Source organism: Methylorubrum rhodesianum, from assembly GCF_014199985.1.
Lineage (GTDB): Bacteria > Pseudomonadota > Alphaproteobacteria > Rhizobiales > Beijerinckiaceae > Methylobacterium > Methylobacterium rhodesianum.
In genome coordinates this window covers 124,448-140,678 of record NZ_JACHOS010000012.1, presented here as the reverse complement: position 1 = coordinate 140,678, position 16,231 = coordinate 124,448, and the positions used below count along the sequence as shown (strand labels likewise).

At 68.1% G+C, this 16,231-nt stretch carries 17 protein-coding genes; 4 read left to right on the top strand and 13 right to left on the bottom strand.

What is annotated here, in order from left to right; translation table 11 throughout:
- Window position 1: 1 nt before the first annotated feature.
- The 4 genes from HNR01_RS18230 to HNR01_RS18215 all read right to left on the bottom strand — a co-directional run bounded on the left by HNR01_RS18230 (window position 2) and on the right by HNR01_RS18215 (window position 2,952).
- Window positions 2–646, bottom strand: coding sequence for a 7-cyano-7-deazaguanine synthase (locus HNR01_RS18230; protein ID WP_003604316.1), 645 nt, complete (start codon window positions 644–646; stop codon window positions 2–4).
- Window positions 643–1,827, bottom strand: a complete 1,185-nt coding sequence (locus HNR01_RS18225; RefSeq protein WP_003604317.1) for a nucleoside 2-deoxyribosyltransferase — start codon at window positions 1,825–1,827, stop codon at window positions 643–645. Before HNR01_RS18225 ends, HNR01_RS18230 begins: the two co-directional genes overlap by 4 nt.
- Window positions 1,824–2,225: a hypothetical protein gene (locus HNR01_RS18220; RefSeq protein WP_003604318.1), complete on the bottom strand. Its 402-nt coding sequence runs from the start codon at window positions 2,223–2,225 to the stop codon at window positions 1,824–1,826. Before HNR01_RS18220 ends, HNR01_RS18225 begins: the two co-directional genes overlap by 4 nt.
- A 61-nt stretch (window positions 2,226–2,286) precedes the next feature.
- Window positions 2,287–2,952 (bottom strand): 8-oxoguanine DNA glycosylase, encoded by a 666-nt coding sequence (locus HNR01_RS18215; protein WP_012455859.1) that lies wholly within the window; start codon window positions 2,950–2,952, stop codon window positions 2,287–2,289.
- 114 nt (window positions 2,953–3,066) lie between these two features.
- Here HNR01_RS18215 and HNR01_RS18210 point away from each other — a divergent pair, with 114 nt between their 5' ends.
- Window positions 3,067–3,399, top strand: coding sequence for a helix-turn-helix domain-containing protein (locus HNR01_RS18210; RefSeq protein WP_003604320.1), 333 nt, complete (start codon window positions 3,067–3,069; stop codon window positions 3,397–3,399).
- Window positions 3,400–3,776: 377 nt separating this feature from the next.
- Window positions 3,777–4,511 (top strand): type II toxin-antitoxin system PemK/MazF family toxin, encoded by a 735-nt coding sequence (locus HNR01_RS18205; RefSeq protein ID WP_003596782.1) that lies wholly within the window; start codon window positions 3,777–3,779, stop codon window positions 4,509–4,511.
- Between the two features lie 300 nt (window positions 4,512–4,811).
- Here the strand turns inward: HNR01_RS18205 and HNR01_RS18200 are convergent, their stop codons facing one another.
- Together HNR01_RS18200 and HNR01_RS18195 are read right to left on the bottom strand one after the other, a co-directional pair.
- Window positions 4,812–5,558 (bottom strand): hypothetical protein, encoded by a 747-nt coding sequence (locus tag HNR01_RS18200; protein ID WP_012455861.1) that lies wholly within the window; start codon window positions 5,556–5,558, stop codon window positions 4,812–4,814.
- A 147-nt stretch (window positions 5,559–5,705) separates the two neighbouring features.
- Window positions 5,706–6,263 (bottom strand): hypothetical protein, encoded by a 558-nt coding sequence (locus HNR01_RS18195; protein ID WP_238224433.1) that lies wholly within the window; start codon window positions 6,261–6,263, stop codon window positions 5,706–5,708.
- A 378-nt stretch (window positions 6,264–6,641) separates the two neighbouring features.
- Between HNR01_RS18195 and HNR01_RS18190 the strand changes: the two genes are divergently transcribed.
- Window positions 6,642–7,154, top strand: coding sequence for a hypothetical protein (locus tag HNR01_RS18190; protein ID WP_012455863.1), 513 nt, complete (start codon window positions 6,642–6,644; stop codon window positions 7,152–7,154).
- A 975-nt stretch (window positions 7,155–8,129) separates the two neighbouring features.
- Here the strand turns inward: HNR01_RS18190 and HNR01_RS18185 are convergent.
- From HNR01_RS18185 to HNR01_RS28160, 6 genes are read right to left on the bottom strand one after another with little or no spacing between them, the layout of a single operon-like run.
- Entirely contained in the window at window positions 8,130–9,410 is a 1,281-nt protein-coding gene (locus tag HNR01_RS18185; protein WP_012455864.1) for an MFS transporter, read from the bottom strand.
- Window positions 9,400–10,467 carry an ACR3 family arsenite efflux transporter gene (gene arsB / locus HNR01_RS18180; RefSeq protein ID WP_012455865.1) on the bottom strand — a complete coding sequence of 356 codons (1,068 nt, stop codon included), beginning with the start codon at window positions 10,465–10,467 and terminating at the stop codon, window positions 9,400–9,402. Before arsB ends, HNR01_RS18185 begins: the two co-directional genes overlap by 11 nt.
- Before the next feature lie 7 nt (window positions 10,468–10,474).
- Entirely contained in the window at window positions 10,475–10,900 is a 426-nt protein-coding gene (gene arsC / locus HNR01_RS18175) for an arsenate reductase (glutaredoxin) (protein WP_012455866.1), read from the bottom strand.
- Window positions 10,900–11,427: an arsenate reductase ArsC gene (locus HNR01_RS18170; RefSeq protein ID WP_003596792.1), complete on the bottom strand. Its 528-nt coding sequence runs from the start codon at window positions 11,425–11,427 to the stop codon at window positions 10,900–10,902. Before HNR01_RS18170 ends, arsC begins: the two co-directional genes overlap by 1 nt.
- Window positions 11,420–11,779, bottom strand: coding sequence for an ArsR/SmtB family transcription factor (locus HNR01_RS18165; protein WP_003596793.1), 360 nt, complete (start codon window positions 11,777–11,779; stop codon window positions 11,420–11,422). The genes HNR01_RS18170 and HNR01_RS18165 overlap by 8 nt, the downstream gene beginning before the upstream one ends.
- Before the next feature lie 15 nt (window positions 11,780–11,794).
- The gene (locus tag HNR01_RS28160) at window positions 11,795–14,050 is read right to left on the bottom strand and encodes a recombinase family protein (RefSeq protein ID WP_246417547.1); all 2,256 of its coding nucleotides are present in this window, start codon (window positions 14,048–14,050) and stop codon (window positions 11,795–11,797) included.
- A 1,706-nt stretch (window positions 14,051–15,756) separates the two neighbouring features.
- Here HNR01_RS28160 and HNR01_RS27925 point away from each other — a divergent pair.
- Window positions 15,757–15,891: a hypothetical protein gene (locus HNR01_RS27925; RefSeq protein WP_255538462.1), complete on the top strand. Its 135-nt coding sequence runs from the start codon at window positions 15,757–15,759 to the stop codon at window positions 15,889–15,891.
- A gap of 90 nt (window positions 15,892–15,981) precedes the next feature.
- Here the strand turns inward: HNR01_RS27925 and HNR01_RS18155 are convergent, their stop codons facing one another.
- The gene (locus HNR01_RS18155; RefSeq protein WP_003596801.1) at window positions 15,982–16,230 is read right to left on the bottom strand and encodes a hypothetical protein; all 249 of its coding nucleotides are present in this window, start codon (window positions 16,228–16,230) and stop codon (window positions 15,982–15,984) included.
- Window position 16,231: the final 1 nt, after the last annotated feature.

The following is a 16,231-nucleotide window of genomic DNA, read 5'->3' as shown; positions in this document are numbered from 1 at the left end:
GTCAACCCTCCGCCCGCGCCGCGTCCGGTCGGTCCGGGGCCGCGCGGGATGCCTTCACGTCGGACCGCAGGCCGAACGACCGCAAGGTCTCGCGATGCTTCTCGCATCCGCGGCACTGCCCGCAGGCATATTCCATGACGTGACAGGAGAATGTCGCACCGAGCGCCGAGGCGGGAAGGCCGGACGCCGCGAGAAGGGCCGGCCCGCTCAGGTGCCGTGCGGGCGCCACGACGCGCACCCCACCCTCCTGGAGCCGCATCAGTCGGTCGAGCGTCCGCAGGAATGGGGCGCGTCCGTCGGCGTGGACATCGGTCGCCACCGTTCCGATGAGGATCTCCGACAGGCCTTCCGCGACGAAGCGCATGCCTGCGAGGGTGACCAGGATCTGGTTGCGGTAGGGCCACCATTCGGGGGCACGCGCGAGCGCGGCGGGCTCCCCGCCGGCCAGGGGCCCGAGGCCAAGCCCGGACAGGTCGACCTGAAGCGTTTCGAGCCGCAGCCCGAACTCGGCCGCGATGGACGTCGCAGCCGCCCTTTCGCCCGCCGCCGGCCGCTGGCCGTAATCGACGAACAGGCAGGCGTCCGGCCTCTGCCACCAAGCGAGGGCGGTCGAATCGAGGCCGCCGGAAAACAGCAGAACCCTCATCGCAGCGAGGCCCACACGACCCGATAGAGGGCGGAGGCGAAATCGTCGACGACCTCGCAGCCGGTGCCGGCCAGCATGGTCAGGTGATGCTCGTCGAGGCGTTCGGCCAGCACGACCACTGGGATGCCGCGCGCCCGCGCATGTCCAACCTCGAAGATCGAGCCCGGGTCCGCCCCGTCGAGCAGGGCGAGCACGGCTTGGCAGCCGTCGAGCCCCGCGAGGTCGGCGGTGGCGAGGGCGACGGCGCCGCCCCCCGTGCCCACGTCGTGCAACGGCGAGAAGACAGACGCGCCGAGGGCGTGCAGCCGGTCCCGTGCCTCCTCGACGAGCCAGCGTTGGGCGATGTGGAAGAACGGGGCCGCGAGGTAGACGCGGCCGGGCTCCCCGCCCACGGGTGCGAGCGCCTGGTCGGCGAGGTCGGCGGCCGCGGGCAGCGGCAGCGAGCGCGTGTCGACGAAATGGTGGACCGCGCGCGACGCCAGGTCGGCCGCCGCCGCGGCGTCGAGGCCGCGCTCGCCCCAGTGATGCGCGAAGGCGGCGCTGAAGACGTCGCCCGAGCCGATCTTGAACACGCGGGCGGATCGATAAGCGGGCACCGCGACGGGGTCGCGACCAGGCCGGTGGACGGTCGCGCCCGAGCAGCCACGCTTGACCACGACCACGTCGGCCGCGTGCAGGGCGAGAACGGCCTCGCCTGCGGCCGGCCCCTCCTCGCCCGTCGCCCCCTCCGCCTCCCCCTCGTTCAGGACTACGGCCAGGGCCTCGGCCCGGGACCCGTTGGCGCGGAACGGGACAACGTCGTCGCCCTGCGGGTCGTGGACCGCCCGCTCCGCGGACACGACCGCGTCGCCCTCCACGAAGCCGAAACGCAGCACGACCCGCCCGTCGACCGAGAGGGCCGGGTGTCGCGTCGGCACGCCGGGCCGCAGCGTGGCCGGCGACAGGGCATGGAAGTAGCCGAAGCTGATCTCCTCGGCGATGGGCATTACCGTCGCCGTCACCCCGCAGGCGTGCATCGAGCTCTCGACGTCGCGGGCCCAGCCTGCGAAGGCATAGGTGTGAAGGCTGCTGCCCGGCGAGAGCTGCCCGACCGCCGCGGCGGCACGGCCGCCCGAACCGAACAGCCGGCGCCAGCGCGGGATCTCGCAGATCTCCAGGTAGGACCCTCCGGCGACGATCAACCCAGCACCGGTGCGATGGCGACGCGACAGAGGAGGCGGCCGACCTGCGTCACGGTCGCCGCGTAGCGGTGGTGGGTGCGCAGGCAACCGAGAAGTTCGTCGAGGCCTTCGACGTTCGCCAGCGTGCCGACCACCTGCCCGGCGGGGCGGGTACGGCACACGGCGGTCTCGAACGCACCCGCCCTGTGCAGCGCGACGTCCAGGACGTCGCCGATGCGCACGACGGCGACGACGTCGGCCCGGACCCCGGTCAGTTCGACGTCGTAACTGAGGTCGCAGGGCGAGCCCGTCGGCGCATTCCCGCCCTCCGATCCGGCGGTCGAGCTCGGCGCGCCCGGCCCTGCACCGGCCGGCGCGACCAGGCGACGGCCCGAACTTTTCTTGCTGCCCCCCGACATCCCGCTTGCCCGGCCACTGGTGAAGGAGACCTGATTTCTTATCGGCCTCCGCCGTCGCCGGTCAAACCGGTCCCCGGCCGATGTTGCGCATCGCCCGCCACATGACGGCATCGACCAGCGACGGCTTCGCGTCCAGGGCCACGCAGAACTGCAGGAAGCGCCGTTCGAGCGCCTCGTAGTCCCGCGGGAGGCGGATCGGCCGCTCGAACAGGCCGATCAGGAGGCCTGCACGGATGATGTGAATGTCGAGGATGGCGACCTCGTCCGAGCCCAGCCAGTTCCGGGTGACCCACGAGGCGGTCTTCGGACCGACGCCGGGCAGGCGCATCAGGTGGCGTCGGAAGGCCAGGGCGTCGCTCGACGGCGGAGGATCGGTCTCGATGAGCGTCAGCGCGTCGGCGAGCCTGCCCGCCCTCTGCTTCGGGAAGCGGTAGCGCACCGACCTTTCGCCGATGCGGACCGGCCTGCGCAGGAGGGCCTCGATCTCATCGGCCCCGGGACGACGGCCCGGCTCGAAGATCCCATCCGCGGCGAGCGCGCGATGGACCGCGTGGTTGACCTCGGCCGTGATGCCGTAGCCCCCGAGCAGACAGAAGCCGATCTCGTGGGCCAGGCTGACCTCCCGCCCCACGAACCCGTCGACCGGCTCGCTGGCCCGACCGACCATGAAAGCCCAGAACGCGGCACTCGGCACCCATTCCGGGCGCCCCCACCGCACCCCCGGCATCAATTCGGCCTCCGGGTCCGCGGGAATCGTCGCGACCGACCGCGTCCTCCCGGACGTCTGAGCCTGCATCCTGCGCGCCTTGATTATTCGTTATCATTCGATTTTATTGACTTCATGAGCGGAAGCAAGCGGGCGGCTGACGGCGGGGATGCGCATGCGCTGGCGATTGCCCTCGGTCGCGTGCGTCGAGAGCGCGGGCTTACGCAGGCTGCCCTTGCCAAGATCCTCGGCGCGAGCCAGGCGACCATATCGAAGCTATTGGCAGGGCAACATAAGCCTAGACCCGCGCTGCATCTCGCCGCGGTTCGGTTCATCGGTGCGCACCCGTCGGAGGATCCCGCGGCTTTCTCGAACCTGACGCTGCGCGTGGAGGCGGCTGCACGGCAGTCGGTCGCGTTCCGAGCGCTCCTGGAGGCCGCGGTGGCGCTCTTGAATGAAAACGAATAGCCGCGCCGGGCGGTGCGGCAAGGTCGGGAACCGTCGTTCTCGGCGCCGGATGGAACGTGCCCCGGGACCAGGCCGAGGCGGCGCGCCCGGGCGGCGGGACCCGGCGCCTCGATGACGAGCGCGGGTGCCGCCCCCCCCGGGCCTGGTCGCTCAAACGAATGCATCCACGGCGGGTAGGCCCCGGCATGATCGCGGCGCCCGGGCGCCGGCGGCGCTCGGCCCCTTCGGCGTGGGATGACAATGGTCCGGCGTGCGGATACGGCGTCGGCCGAGGTGTTTGCCGACTTCGAACGGATCGGCTCGCCCTCGGCCTGCCCGACGCGACGTCGCCCGGGCTACGCCATCGCCTTCCCATCGGCAGGAGCATTTGTCTCGGGGTGCCCCACGCCTTTCGCATGTTCAAGGCCATGACGGATCTCGGCTTCGCCCAGGGCGAGGCGCTCGCCGTCGGCGGATTGATGGAGATTTCCCGGCATCCCGATACCCGCTTCGACGGCGAGGCTTGCCTCGACCGGCTGTGCGAGGGAGGCTTCGCCGAAGAGGCCGCGGAGGCGGTGGCCAGCGCGTTGCGCCACTGCTTCCTGTCGGAGAAGGCCACCGCGCAGTACGAGCGGACCAAGCTGAAGACGGCGCTGGTTCGCGGCGGCATCGCCGCCGCGAAGGCGGACGCGTTCCTGACGACGCTGGAAGGTTCGGTCGTCACGCGCCGCACGGCCGAGGTCAGGCGGCCGGTTCCGCACGCTCCGAGCCCCGGCCGGGTCGTGATGTGCGATTTCACCTACCTCGTGAAGCCGGAGATGCAGAAGGAACGGCGGGCGATCGTCGTGTCCTCGCGCTCGGCCGGCGCCGCCGGGCGCTGCACGGTGGTGCCGGTGAGCAAGAGCCCGCCCCGGGAGAACAACACCCATCATTTCCGGTTCGAGCCGGGCACGTATCCCTTCTTCCACCAGACCGACCCGGTTTGGGCCGTCTGCGACCACATCTATACCGTTTCCCTGGTCCGGCTGTGGCAGGTCAACGTGAACCGCCGCCCGGCGCTGCCGTCCATCTCGCCCGCCGAGCTCGCCGGCATCCGAGCGCTCCTCGGAACCGTGCTGGGCCTCGATCATTGACCCGGCGAGGCGGATATGCGATATCCCTCTCACTCGCTGGAGGCGGGTCACACCGTCTTTTCAGCTGACCGAAGATGCTCGCCATCGGAGGTCGGGGTTTGCCCGCGGGTATTCCCCTCAAACGAAAGCTCCGCTCAGGCGGGGCTTTTTCGTTGGCGGTATGCGCCTCGAACGCACAAGGACCGCCGTACACCCACGCTGCGCTCCTTCCTGGCACACGTCACGGCCCGAGAGGCGAGAGCTTAAGCTTGGCGAGGGCCGGCCCTGCATCCGGGCGTCGGCGCCATCGGCCGACGCCGGCTAGGGCCGATCCGAGGCGGCACCCTGGCAGAACCGAACGAGGTCTGCAGGATCGACATCGTCGGATACGGCCCAGAACCAATCCAACAACTCGGGCAGCCACTGGCGACCGATGCAGCAGCGCGTGCGCCCGGGCCGACTCAGGTCGAGGCGCGACAGGGTGCCGGCCATGACCAAGCGCCGCTCTCGATGGACCAGGACGTGAAGTTCGGCACCGCTGCACGCGATCCGAACTCGGGTCTCCGGCGTGCCGACGACGAGGGCGATCTCATCGCCGCGCATCGAGTCCTTCGCTCCTAGGGAAGCGGTGCACTCGGCGAGGAACCGAACGAGCTTCGGGCCCGTGAGGCGGGCTTGGCGCGCCGGGAACCGTGCGACGAAGGGTGAGCGCTCGGAATGCGACCGGCGCGGCGGTCCGAAGTTCCGCGGCGAGGTCTCGCCGGCGAACGCGCGCCATGGCGCAGCCAGTGCCTCCAGCACGGACAACCACTCTCCAACGAGGCAGTACCCGGTCGGCGGCGCCCCATCCCTCGCGGTCAAGGAGGCAACGAGCGTTCCCCGCACGATCAGGCGAAAGGCCCGCGCGCCCGCCGCGGTGACCAGGCCGCGGATGACCATGCCGGGAGCGATCTCGTGCTCGCTCATGGTTCCGTCGGCGGCCCGGCTGCGCGGCGGCGTCACGACCGAGAGCAGGGCGACGAGAGACAGGACGTGCAGGCGACGCGCGTCGCCGAACGAGGTGGTCATGTGCGCTCCGAGTCCATGTTTGCGTTGGATGGTCGAACGGGCGGTAGGCCGCGGGCTTGCCGGGTCTCGATCTCCGCCAGCGCCCTGCCTTCCTGCGCAGGGAGCCGATCTGCGAGGCGATGGATTGGCCTTGCCATGGGCGGGCGATCAGACCCGACCCGGCCCGGCGGGACCGGACCTGCCTTTGCTGCGGGGCCTCTTCGCCGACGGGCTGTAATGCGTCCCGTCGAAGTCGACCCAACCGGCCTTGCGAAGCCGCCGCATCGCGGCCAGAAGGGAATTGTCGCGCGCCTCGGTCCGCTCGCCCCCGTCCCAGTCCCTCAGCTGTCCGAGCAGCTCCCGGGATGTCAGGGGCTTGCCTGCGCGCTTGACGAGGTCGTACGCAGCGGCGCTCACCCCCTTGAGCGGGCGGGGGGACCTCTTGGGCCGAGGACCGGCTTGCGGTGCCGCGACCTCCTTGGCGCCGGGCGGCACCTGCTGCGCAGGCTCCGGGGGTGGAGGCGGCGTGACAGCCTCGGCACCGCGCCCGATGGGCGCCGAAGCCAGCCAGTTCGCCAAGGCAGGGGGCACGGCCGCCGTTCCGGACAGGAAGGCGTCGATGACGACGCGCTTGAGCACGGGCTCCGCGTGGAGCCGCCAGTATTCCTCCGCCCGCTCCGCCGCCCAATCCGAGTCGCCCATGGTGCCGTACCTCCGTTGCGCCACACTAACCTCCGACGGTTACACGTCCACATGGATATCTAAGCGGGGTTCGAGGCGACGCGATTTATCCACAGGGAGTTTCGCGTCACGGCGGAGGGATGGCCACAGCGAATTGCAGAGATCCTGGTGGACGTGGGTCGGCCGCCGCCGAGGAGCAGGCGACAACATACCCGACCGCTTCCGCGCTCGGCGACGGAACCGTCGCCCAGGTCGCGGACCAAGTCGCCGCCTGGGCGGCGGCGTTGAAGGGGCAAGGCGCCTTTCCAGCCGGACCTCGTCCTGGCCGGGGCGACCCGACGAAGCTTCCGACGCGGCGTTGCCTTGACCGCTCCGTAGCGAGCTGAATCCATTGGCTCACCGTACGCAGTCCCATGGTCCGCGATGTTCCGCCCGTCCTCGATCTTCTTCGCAAACCGCAAGGTGCACGCCCTGCGCGCGCAACTCGCCAATGTCCGGCAGCCTATCGCCGAGGCGACCGCTCGACAGGTCGTCGCGCTGGCGTGGGGGTGGCAGTCCTGGAGCGAGTTGCTTTCGGCGCTTGAGACGCCCGGCACGCCCACGCCGCTCGACGAGGAACTCGTCGGCCCGGATGCCCGGGCCGGGGCCATGGGCCTCCTCAACACGCGTATCGTGGGACAGCGCAGCAAGAGTTCCAGCTGCGCTCTCCAGACCGTCGTCGGCCTGCCGCCGCCGGTTTGCCTATCGCTGAGCGCCTTCCTGCGCCTGACCGGACGTCATCCCGTCGGCACTTGGCTGACACCTGAAGCATACCGTGAATTGTATGAGGCGTCCGTCGCGCCGAGGCCGGATTGGGCCCTGGATCTCCTGGACCATCAGCGACGGTCGCGGGAGGCGCCGCAGCGGTTTCCGCTTCCGCCGGATCGACCACGCTGATCGAAGGGCTCCGACGTGCCGGTCACGTCGCCCGGGGCGGGCCAGCGGTTTCGGGCGGAACGGTCACGACTTGGATCGAGTGGTCGAGCCATCGCCAGCCCCCCCGCGAGCCGCGGATCGTGGCAAGCTGCCGAGATGGCCGGCCGGTCTGCCGGGTTCCGCTCGCGACCGACCGTACGGGCGTGGCTCATGCGCTGCTATACCCATATCGACGCCTCGCTGGCTTGAGACCTGCGCATGCGTCGTCGGCGAGGACGACGGCATCATCAGCGAAGCCAATATCGCGCGTGCGCGGCGGCGTCGCTGGGTGGCCTCGGCCTGTCGCTGATCGGCTGCGGACAGGAGACGGGCGCTGGCGGGCCGGCCGTGCGGGCGGATGACCGAAGTCGCGGTGTTCCACGTCGTGTGCATGGACGTGCGTCGCGCCCGCGGGGCGATGGCCCATGAGGGCGCACGGGATCACACGGATGCTGCGCACTGGCTGGTTTCGGTAAGCGCTCGGCCGCGGTGCTCCGATTGCTGCGGTTAGCAGACTTGAACACCAATCTAGCGACAAGGCGGCGGCAGCCATGCATCACACGAAACTGCCGAGATGCCGTTCTTCGTTTCGGTTTCCGGGCCCGGGCGTAGGAGGCCAGTTATCTACTGCAGGATCCTGAGGACACATAAACACCCAACATCAAAAAAACGCGCATGTACAGATAGATATCGCAGAGAGCAGACATTTGGGCGACCGGTCTCCGCTGGCTCCCAAGCGGAGGCTCGGGAGCCAGCGGAGACCGTTCGCCCAATTGCGAGATGTCTGCCAAAAATTATTCAAAGATCAATGACATCGGGCGATTTGCGAGGACTTGCGGTCGCCAGAGGCCGACGTGGACGGATCATTGCCGCCAGGAGTGTGGTGCCGAACCGGCCACCTCATTTGGTCAACCCGGCATTCCGGTGCCGAGCACCATTATTCTGCACTGAAGCAACCTAGAGCGAAGAAGGGGGGCCGTTTCGAAGGCGGCCCTTCGGCTTGGCTGCTGAAGCGAAGCACCTGTTCTTCGAGCCCGCCTCGGCCTCGCCGGGGATGCCGACCGCTTCCGGTCGTGTGCCCCACAAGGCGCCTGCCAAACCGACGTTCGCGAGCGCGAGCACCGCCAGAAGGGCATAGGCCAAATCGGGGCCGCCGTAGGTGAGGACCGTGGCCCCCAGCGACGGAGCAAGAGCCTGGGCGATCAGGCTCGGCCGGGCGAGCCGCCCCGCCAGAACCGGGTAGCGTTCCGACCCGAACAGGGCGAGCGGCACCGTGCCTCTCGCGATCGAGTAGATCCCGTTGCCGGCACCGTAGAGCACCAAGGCGATGCCGACCGCAGGAATGCCCACTGCCAGGATTGCCAGCCCGAGCGCCACGAGGGCCATGGCCACGTTTAGCGTCCAGAGCGGGTGGTGCCGCCCCTTATTGGCCATCTCGATAACGCGGGCTCCGACCTGGGACGGCCCGATCAGGGCGCCGTAGGATACGGCGGCGGCAAAGGCCACGCCGCGTGCCTGCAGCAAGGTAATCAGGTGGACCGAGATCAACGTCATCACGGTGCCGCCGAAAACCAACACGCCGGCCATCAGCGCGAAGGCGCGCCGTTCCCGCGAGGTGAGCGGCGCTTCGCCAAGGTGTTTTACGTCCCCGCCGTTAGCCAAGGCAGGCGCCTCAGGGATCAGACCGAGCACCAGGGGAAGCGTGACGAAGAGGTGCAGCCCGGCATAGGCAAGACATGTCGAGCGCCAGCCGACCTGCTCGACGAGAAGGGCCGAGAGCGGCCAGCAGACGGTGCTGGCGAACCCACCCCATAGGGTCAGGGTGGTGATGGCCGGGCGCGCCTCGTCGCCGTAGAGCCGGCCGAGGGTGGCGAAGGCCGGGTCGTAGAGGCCGCAGCCCATCCCGAGCCCAATGACCAGCCAGCCGGACAGGAACACCGGAAGGTTCGGTGCCAGTCCGATCACCAAGTGGCCACCCGCTAGCAGCAAGGCCGCCGATACAAGGACCGGCCGACCCCCGTGCCGGTGGATGGCGATTCCGACCCGGGGCGAGGCGATTGCCGCCACCAGCAGGCCGATGGACAGCCCCCCGACCACCCATGCGAGCGGCCAACCCGTGTCGGCGGCGATGGGCCCCGCCAGCACCGCCGGCAAGTAGAAGGACGAGCCCCAGGCGAGGATCTCCACCACGCCCAGGGCCGAGATGACGACGAGGCGGTTGTGGACCTCAGACCTCACGGGAGGCAGGCTTCAGCGCCGCTGCCTTGCCGGCCGCGCCACGCTCGTACCAGCCCTGCGAGCGGTTCACGATCCATACGACGGAAAGCATGACTGGGACCTCGATGAGGACGCCGACCACGGTGGCCAGCGCCGCGCCCGAGTTGAAGCCGAACAGGCTGATCGCGGCCGCCACCGCGAGCTCGAAGAAGTTCGAGGCGCCAATCAGTGCCGAGGGCCCGGCCACGCAGTGCTGCTCCCCGGCGACCCGGTTCAGGAGGTAGGCCAGCCCCGAGTTCAGGTAAACCTGGATGAGGATGGGGACCGCGAGCAGCCCGATGACCGCGGGCTGGGCCAGGATCTGCTCGCCCTGGAAGCCGAACAGCAGCACCAGGGTCGCCAGAAGTGCGGCGAGCGAGGTGGGCCCGAGCCTGGCGAGCAGCCGGTCGAGGGCGGCCCGCCCGCCGGAGGCCAGGAGGCCACGGCGGATCACTTGCGCGACGACGACCGGGATGACGATGTAGAGCGCCACCGACAACACCAGCGTCCCCCAAGGCACGGTGATGGCCGAGAGCCCGAGAAGCAGGCCAACGATGGGGGCGAAGGCCACCACCATGATGGTGTCGTTGAGCGCCACCTGGCTCAGGGTGAAGTACGGCTCGCCTCGGGTCAGGTTCGACCAGACGAACACCATGGCGGTGCAGGGGGCCGCCGCCAGGATGATGAGCCCGGCGATGTAGCTGTCGACCTGGTCGGCCGGCAGGTAGGGCCGGAACAGGGTGCCGATGAACAGCCAGCCGAGCGCGGCCATCGAGAAGGGCTTCACCGCCCAGTTGATGAACAGCGTCACGCCGATGCCGCGCCAGTGCCGCCCGACGTGGCGCAGCGAGGCGAAGTCGATCTTGAGCAGCATGGGGATGACCATGAGCCAGATCAGGACGGCGACCGGCAGGTTCACCTTGGCGACCTCGGCCGCGCCGACGGCGTGGAAGAAGCCCGGCATGACGTGGCCGAGCGCGATGCCGGCCACGATGCAGAGGGCGACCCAGAGGGTCAGGTAGCGTTCGAAGGTGCTCATGGTGTCCTCAAGCGGTGGCGACGCGGCGGCCGCGCTCGTCGACGACGCGCTCGCCGTCCTCCTTCACGAACTCCCCCTGCTGGTCCGGCAGGAGGTCGAGCACCGCCTCCGACGGCCGGCACAGGCGCACGCCCATCGGGCTCACCACCAACGGACGGTTGAGCAGGACGGGGTGCGCCTCGACCGCGTCGAGGAGTTGCTCGTCGGTCAGCGCCGGGTCGGCGAGGCCGAGCTCGGCGTAGGGCGTGCCCTTCTCGCGCAGGACATCCCGGACCGAGAGGCCCGCGCGGGCGAGCATCTGCTTGAGGAGCGCCCGGTTCGGTGGCGTCTTCAGGTACTCGACCACGTGCGGCTCGATGCCGGCGTTGCGGATCATCGCCAGGGTGTTGCGGGACGTGCCGCAGGCGGGGTTGTGGTAGATGACGACGTCCATCACGCGACCTCCGGGCGGGCCGAGGTCGCGCCGGCCATCTGGCCGATCTCGCGGACCTTCGACGACAGGGCGACCTGGTCGAGGCTGCCGAGCGGCAGGGCGACGAAGGCCGCGATCCGATTCTTGAGGTAGCGCTGGGCGGTGACGAAGGCGCGCTTGCGCTCCATCTCCGAGCCCTCCGCCGCGGCGGGGTCCTCGATGCCCCAGTGGGCCGTCACCGGCTGGCCCGGCCAGTACGGGCACGTCTCGCCGGCGGCGTTGTCACAGACGGTGAAGACGAAATCCATGACGGGGACTTCGGGACCGGCGAACTCGTCCCACGACTTCGAGCGCAGGCCCTCCGTCGGGTAGTCGCTTTCCCGCAGGACCTGCAGCGCCAGCGAGTGCGGCTCGCCCTTCGGTCGGCTGCCGGCCGAGAAGGCGCGGAAGCGCCCGCCGCCCTCCTTTTTGAGCATGGCCTCGGCCAGGATCGAGCGGGCCGAGTTGCCGGTGCAGAGGAACAGGACGTTGTAGACTGGCTCAGGCATGGAGGGTGTCCCCGGTGGTGCAGTCGCAGGCGGCGAGCGCGGCGACGGCCGGGGCGCACACCTCGGGGTGGCCCTGGCAGCAGTCACGCATGAGGAACTGGACGAGGTCGGACAGGCCGGCGTAGGCGGCGCTGTAGATGACCGACTTGCCCTCGCGCCGGGAGGTGATCAGCCCGGCGTGCGAGAGCTCCTTCAGGTGGAAGGACAGGTTGTTGCCGGCGACGTTCACCGTCTCGGCGAGGACGCCCGCGGCGAGGCCGCCCGGACCGGCGGTGACCAGGGCGCGCACGACCCGGAGCCTATGCTCCTGGCCGAGGGCGGCGAAGGCGGCGAGGGCTTGCCGTTCGTCCATCGAATGACCTACATATCAACTATCGTTGAAACATAGAGGAGTTAAGCGCCTTGGACAAGCCCCAGCAGCCGTTCGCCGACGGGGTGCCGAACCTCTCCGAGGCGCATTTCGAGGTGCCGACCGAGGAACGGATGGCGCCGCCGACGCCGCTCGACTGCGCTTGCGCCAATCATCACCGCCAACCTTCCAGCGCGCCCGCGCGGCCTCGACCGGGCCGAGGTCCAGTCCGGCCACGAAGGAAGGGTCCGCCTCGCGAAGGAGGTCAATCAGGATCTGGTCCCCCGCGGCATAGACGAACCGCGAGAGTGCACGCCGCATCTCCGGCGCGTCGCCGAACGCCGCCGACAGCAAAGGCAGGCCCGTCCGGAGCCGGAGCAGGAGGGCGTCGACAAGGGCCCGCGTCGGGATGTGGCGCGAGTCATTCCTGTGGCCCGTGACGTCCGGGAGGTGCTTGGCGACGAGGGCCCAACGCGCGTCGTCGATCCGATAACCTCCGCTTGCCATAAGCCGCTCGGCGTCTTCGCGAAGGCGGACGTGGCGGCCCATCGGCTGCTCGACATCGACATGGATCACGTCCAAGCCAACACCGGGCGAGCCGCAGCTCCCGTCCTCCTGTAGGAACGCCAAGAAGTCCAGGTGGATGGCCAGGCCCAAGGTCCCCGCCGGCCGGCCATCCCGCATGACCACCACCCGCTGGACGAGGCGGGCAAGGGCGGCGGAGACCTTCGCCTCCGCCTCCGTCAAGGCCCTGAATGGCACCCGCTCGATAAGGTGATCCAACGTGGCGGAAAGCGTTCGAAGCCTCTCACCGGCTTCGTCCACCTCGGGCAGCTCGGCGAGGTCCGCCGAACGGGCCTGAAGGTCTGCGAGCTCCCCCGTCAGGCGGCTCCTCTCCTCGGACAACAGGTCGGATGGGTAGGTCGATTCAAGCTCCTTGACGAGCGCCCGGCGAAGCTGTTCGCGGGTGACCGCAATCTTACGCTCAACATCCGCACGGGCGGCACGGCGGGCGGCGGAGGCTTCACGTAGCGAGCGGTCGACGGCAGCCGCGAAATCCTCCTCGCCGACGAAGGACCGCAGCTTGCCGCAAACGGCTGTGAGGACGGCGCGCTCCACGGTCTCGTGCATAACGGAGTGACGCCTCGCCGGGCAGCAGCCCCCGTCCGACCAGACGTTGCAGGTTAGCTGTCGACCACCCAAGGTGAACCGCTGGCCTTCGACCCCGGCGCAGTCGCACGTCGCCTTTCCGGCCAAGAAGTGGCTGTGCTCGAACTTCTGCTTCCCCCGGGGGCGTCGCTTCTCGTTGACAGCGAAAAACAGATCGTCTGGCACAATTCGAAGGTGATCGAAGTAGTTGCGCGTCATCTCGCTCGGATGCCGACGCTGGACGGCGACCTTCCCCGATTTGCGGTCGAACGTATTCAAGGTAAATGGATAGTACCATCTACCCGTATAGGCCAACTGGCCCAAAACGTTCGCAACGGTCGATTTCGTCCATCTGCAATCCTTCGTCGGTCCTGCAACCCCGCGTTCCTTCATGATCCGGCCGATGCTTCGGTAGGAAATTCCCGCGGCTGCCATTTCAAAGATTGAAAATATGGTCTTCTCTTCCTCGGGGTGACGCACGAGGAAGCCCCTTTCTTCGCCGTACCGATATCCGAAGAACGCACCGGAATGGGCGCCGCCCTGGGCAGCGTGCTGGAACCTGCCCATGCCCATGATCAGGGTGCGACGGTCCCGATCCGCCTCGGCCTTGAGTGCCGCTTCGATGACCTCCTTCTTGTTCAGTGCCTTGAAGTCGCCGGCGCTATGAAATTCCACGCCAAGCTCATTCAATTGCTCGCATACTTCGACCGCATCGTAAGTTTCGCGGGACCACCGGTCAAAGTCCTCAACCATGATGACTTTTATCTTGCCAGACCGACAGTCTTCGAGCAAACGCTGCAGGCTTTCACGATCACGCATTGATCGGGCACTTCGAGCAGGGTCGTCATACAGCACGTAAATCGCGTAACCAAGCTTCCTCATGTAAGCGGTTACAACCTTGACCTGACGCTCGATGCTCATCTCCTTCTGCTTATTAGACGAGTAGCGAGCGTAGAGGCCCACGGGCACAAGCTTGTCCGGTGGGCCGAAGCCGTCACGGCGTTCGACATCCAGGTTCCGTCGAAGGGCCAACCGGTCCAGAGGGCACAATGCCGTCGTATCGACCACCTGCCGCAGATCCACGGCGCCAGGCATCAGGTCGGTCGTCCGTTCACCGTGGGCCATCGCAACGCCGCTCCATGCGAAGAGAAGGAAGAATTGCTTGCCTGAGGACGCGATAGCCGGGACGTGCGCGGGTTCGCTTTACGTCCATCTCGGTGCGCCGGATGGCTTTCGTTTGACTCCGCCCGAGACCGTCACGTTCTCCTCGACGCACATGGCCGGGTCGCAAGCGGTCATCCTTCCAGGCATCCCGGTAGCGACCGGCGTTCGAATCCATGCCGCGCGGCGCAACGTACGCTTCGGCTAGCTCCCGCCGACAACCGACTTCGGGCGCTTGGCCGTGATTTTCGTCTCTCCCGTCCACGGGGCCGGGTCTCCGCTGCACCATCGCGACGTGAATTTCGCATCCTGGCCGGAGCATTTCGCGTCACGGCGACATCTAATTCCAGGTCGCCCGCGTACAAGTCCCGACCGGCAACTTTCCTATCCTGTCCGCGCGCGTCCAGCCTTTGGGCGTCCGACCGTTCGGCGGCCATCCCCACCAAGCCCTCGAACAATGCGTCTAAGACCGTGAGCGGCCGTCCTGAACTGGACGATTCGCCCCGAAACCTCTGGATGCCGAACGACATCGTTCGCTCCCCCTGTTCCATTGAAATTACCCCTGGATCGCGCATGGCGGCAGGCGTACGAGAAACGCGCGGCGGCCGCCCCTTCTGGGACGGCCGCGCCGCATCGACGAAACGTGGGTGAAGTCTCTAATTATACCGCAGGTATATATAACTGCAATACCGGAGGCCGATCCGGAACTCGTCGCCATGTGCGGCGACCGACGGGACGAAAGGGCATCGCGGCCGCACGCGGTGCCGAAGGTAGCCTGTCCAGTTTCAAGAGACCGTTCCCGTTCTCGATGAACCTCAAAGGTCGATGCGGAAGCGGTATGGCGCGTTACGACGCCGCGGAACCGCCACCCGACTTGCGATATCCGCGAGCGCCACCTCCGACCTTGTCGTCCCAGTCCCCGTTGCGAATGCTCCGTCGGTACGGGCAGGTGTCCAGGGCGTCGGCTTCGGTCCGTACCAAGCAGCCCGTGAAGGGCATTCACGACGTTTGCCGGGCGGCTAGGCTCGGAGCAATCGGCCTGCTCCTGAGGAGCAAAAGCACAGCCGCTGACCGAGATGACGTGGGAACCGATGGCCCCCAGGGCCATCCCGGAGAGCACTGACCCTATGCCTGTCGTCGGTGCTGCCGGGCCGTTGCCGAATTCCCCTTACCGAAGTTCCCGCAATCCACAGGTCGACACGACCATCCTGGTCCGGCGCGGCGAGGGTGATGGTCAAGCAGGCGGATCGGCGGTAGAATATACTGGCGATATAAATACGACGCTGGTGCCGCCAAGTGCCGATAGGGTTTGGCTGCCCCTGCGCCAGTGGTCGGACGGTATCGCGACGTCGAAGTCCCCCGGGCGGTAGGCTGCCCCGCCCTGCAGATCAACCGCACCGACCGCGAGCACATGGCCGCGACCGGTGTCAGACGATTTACGACTCCGGTTCCCCAGACACGAAGCGCACTCTAGCAACGGGAGTGAGACGATGAGGCACGCGAGTCCGCGCGACGTTGAGCAGGATAAGGCTCCGTCAAGCTCAACCGGAAGGGCCACACGCCGGCGCCTTCCGCCGACCAGGGAACGGTTGGGCAGGCTGAGGGCGGTATCAGATCGCGTCGTCGAATCCACCGAATACGATGAGGAGACCCAAGGAGCCTTCGTCGAGGTGATGGGTCCCGAACTGCTCGACGTCGCGTTCGACGAACTCGGGGACCTCGCCTTGGTCCGAGGCGAGCTATCGGACAGCTTGCGGCTGCATGTTTCGGCCCTGCAGCGTCTCGACGAGGAGGACCTTTGGTGACGCAGGGCCGAAGCTGCGCCAATCCTTCCTGAGGTCCAGGTGAGTTTAGCCCGCCGGCGCTCTCGGGAGGCGCCGGACACTTCGCCAACCCTACCCGGCGCGCGTCCGCTTGCCCAGCGCGCCGTCCCAGCCTGGGAGGCGCGCATAGGCGTCCTTGCCAACCCTCTGGAAGTATCGCTCGTATTCGACGCTGATCTCGATCTTCTTGCGCGGCATCCCCTCGGATAGCGCTTCCTTGACCAAGCGGCCGCCCTTCAGCGTCGTCATTCGCAGCCGAACCATGATGTCCGCAACCGACATGCTGCCTTGCGCAGGCAGGATCTCGTAGGCTTCGTGCATC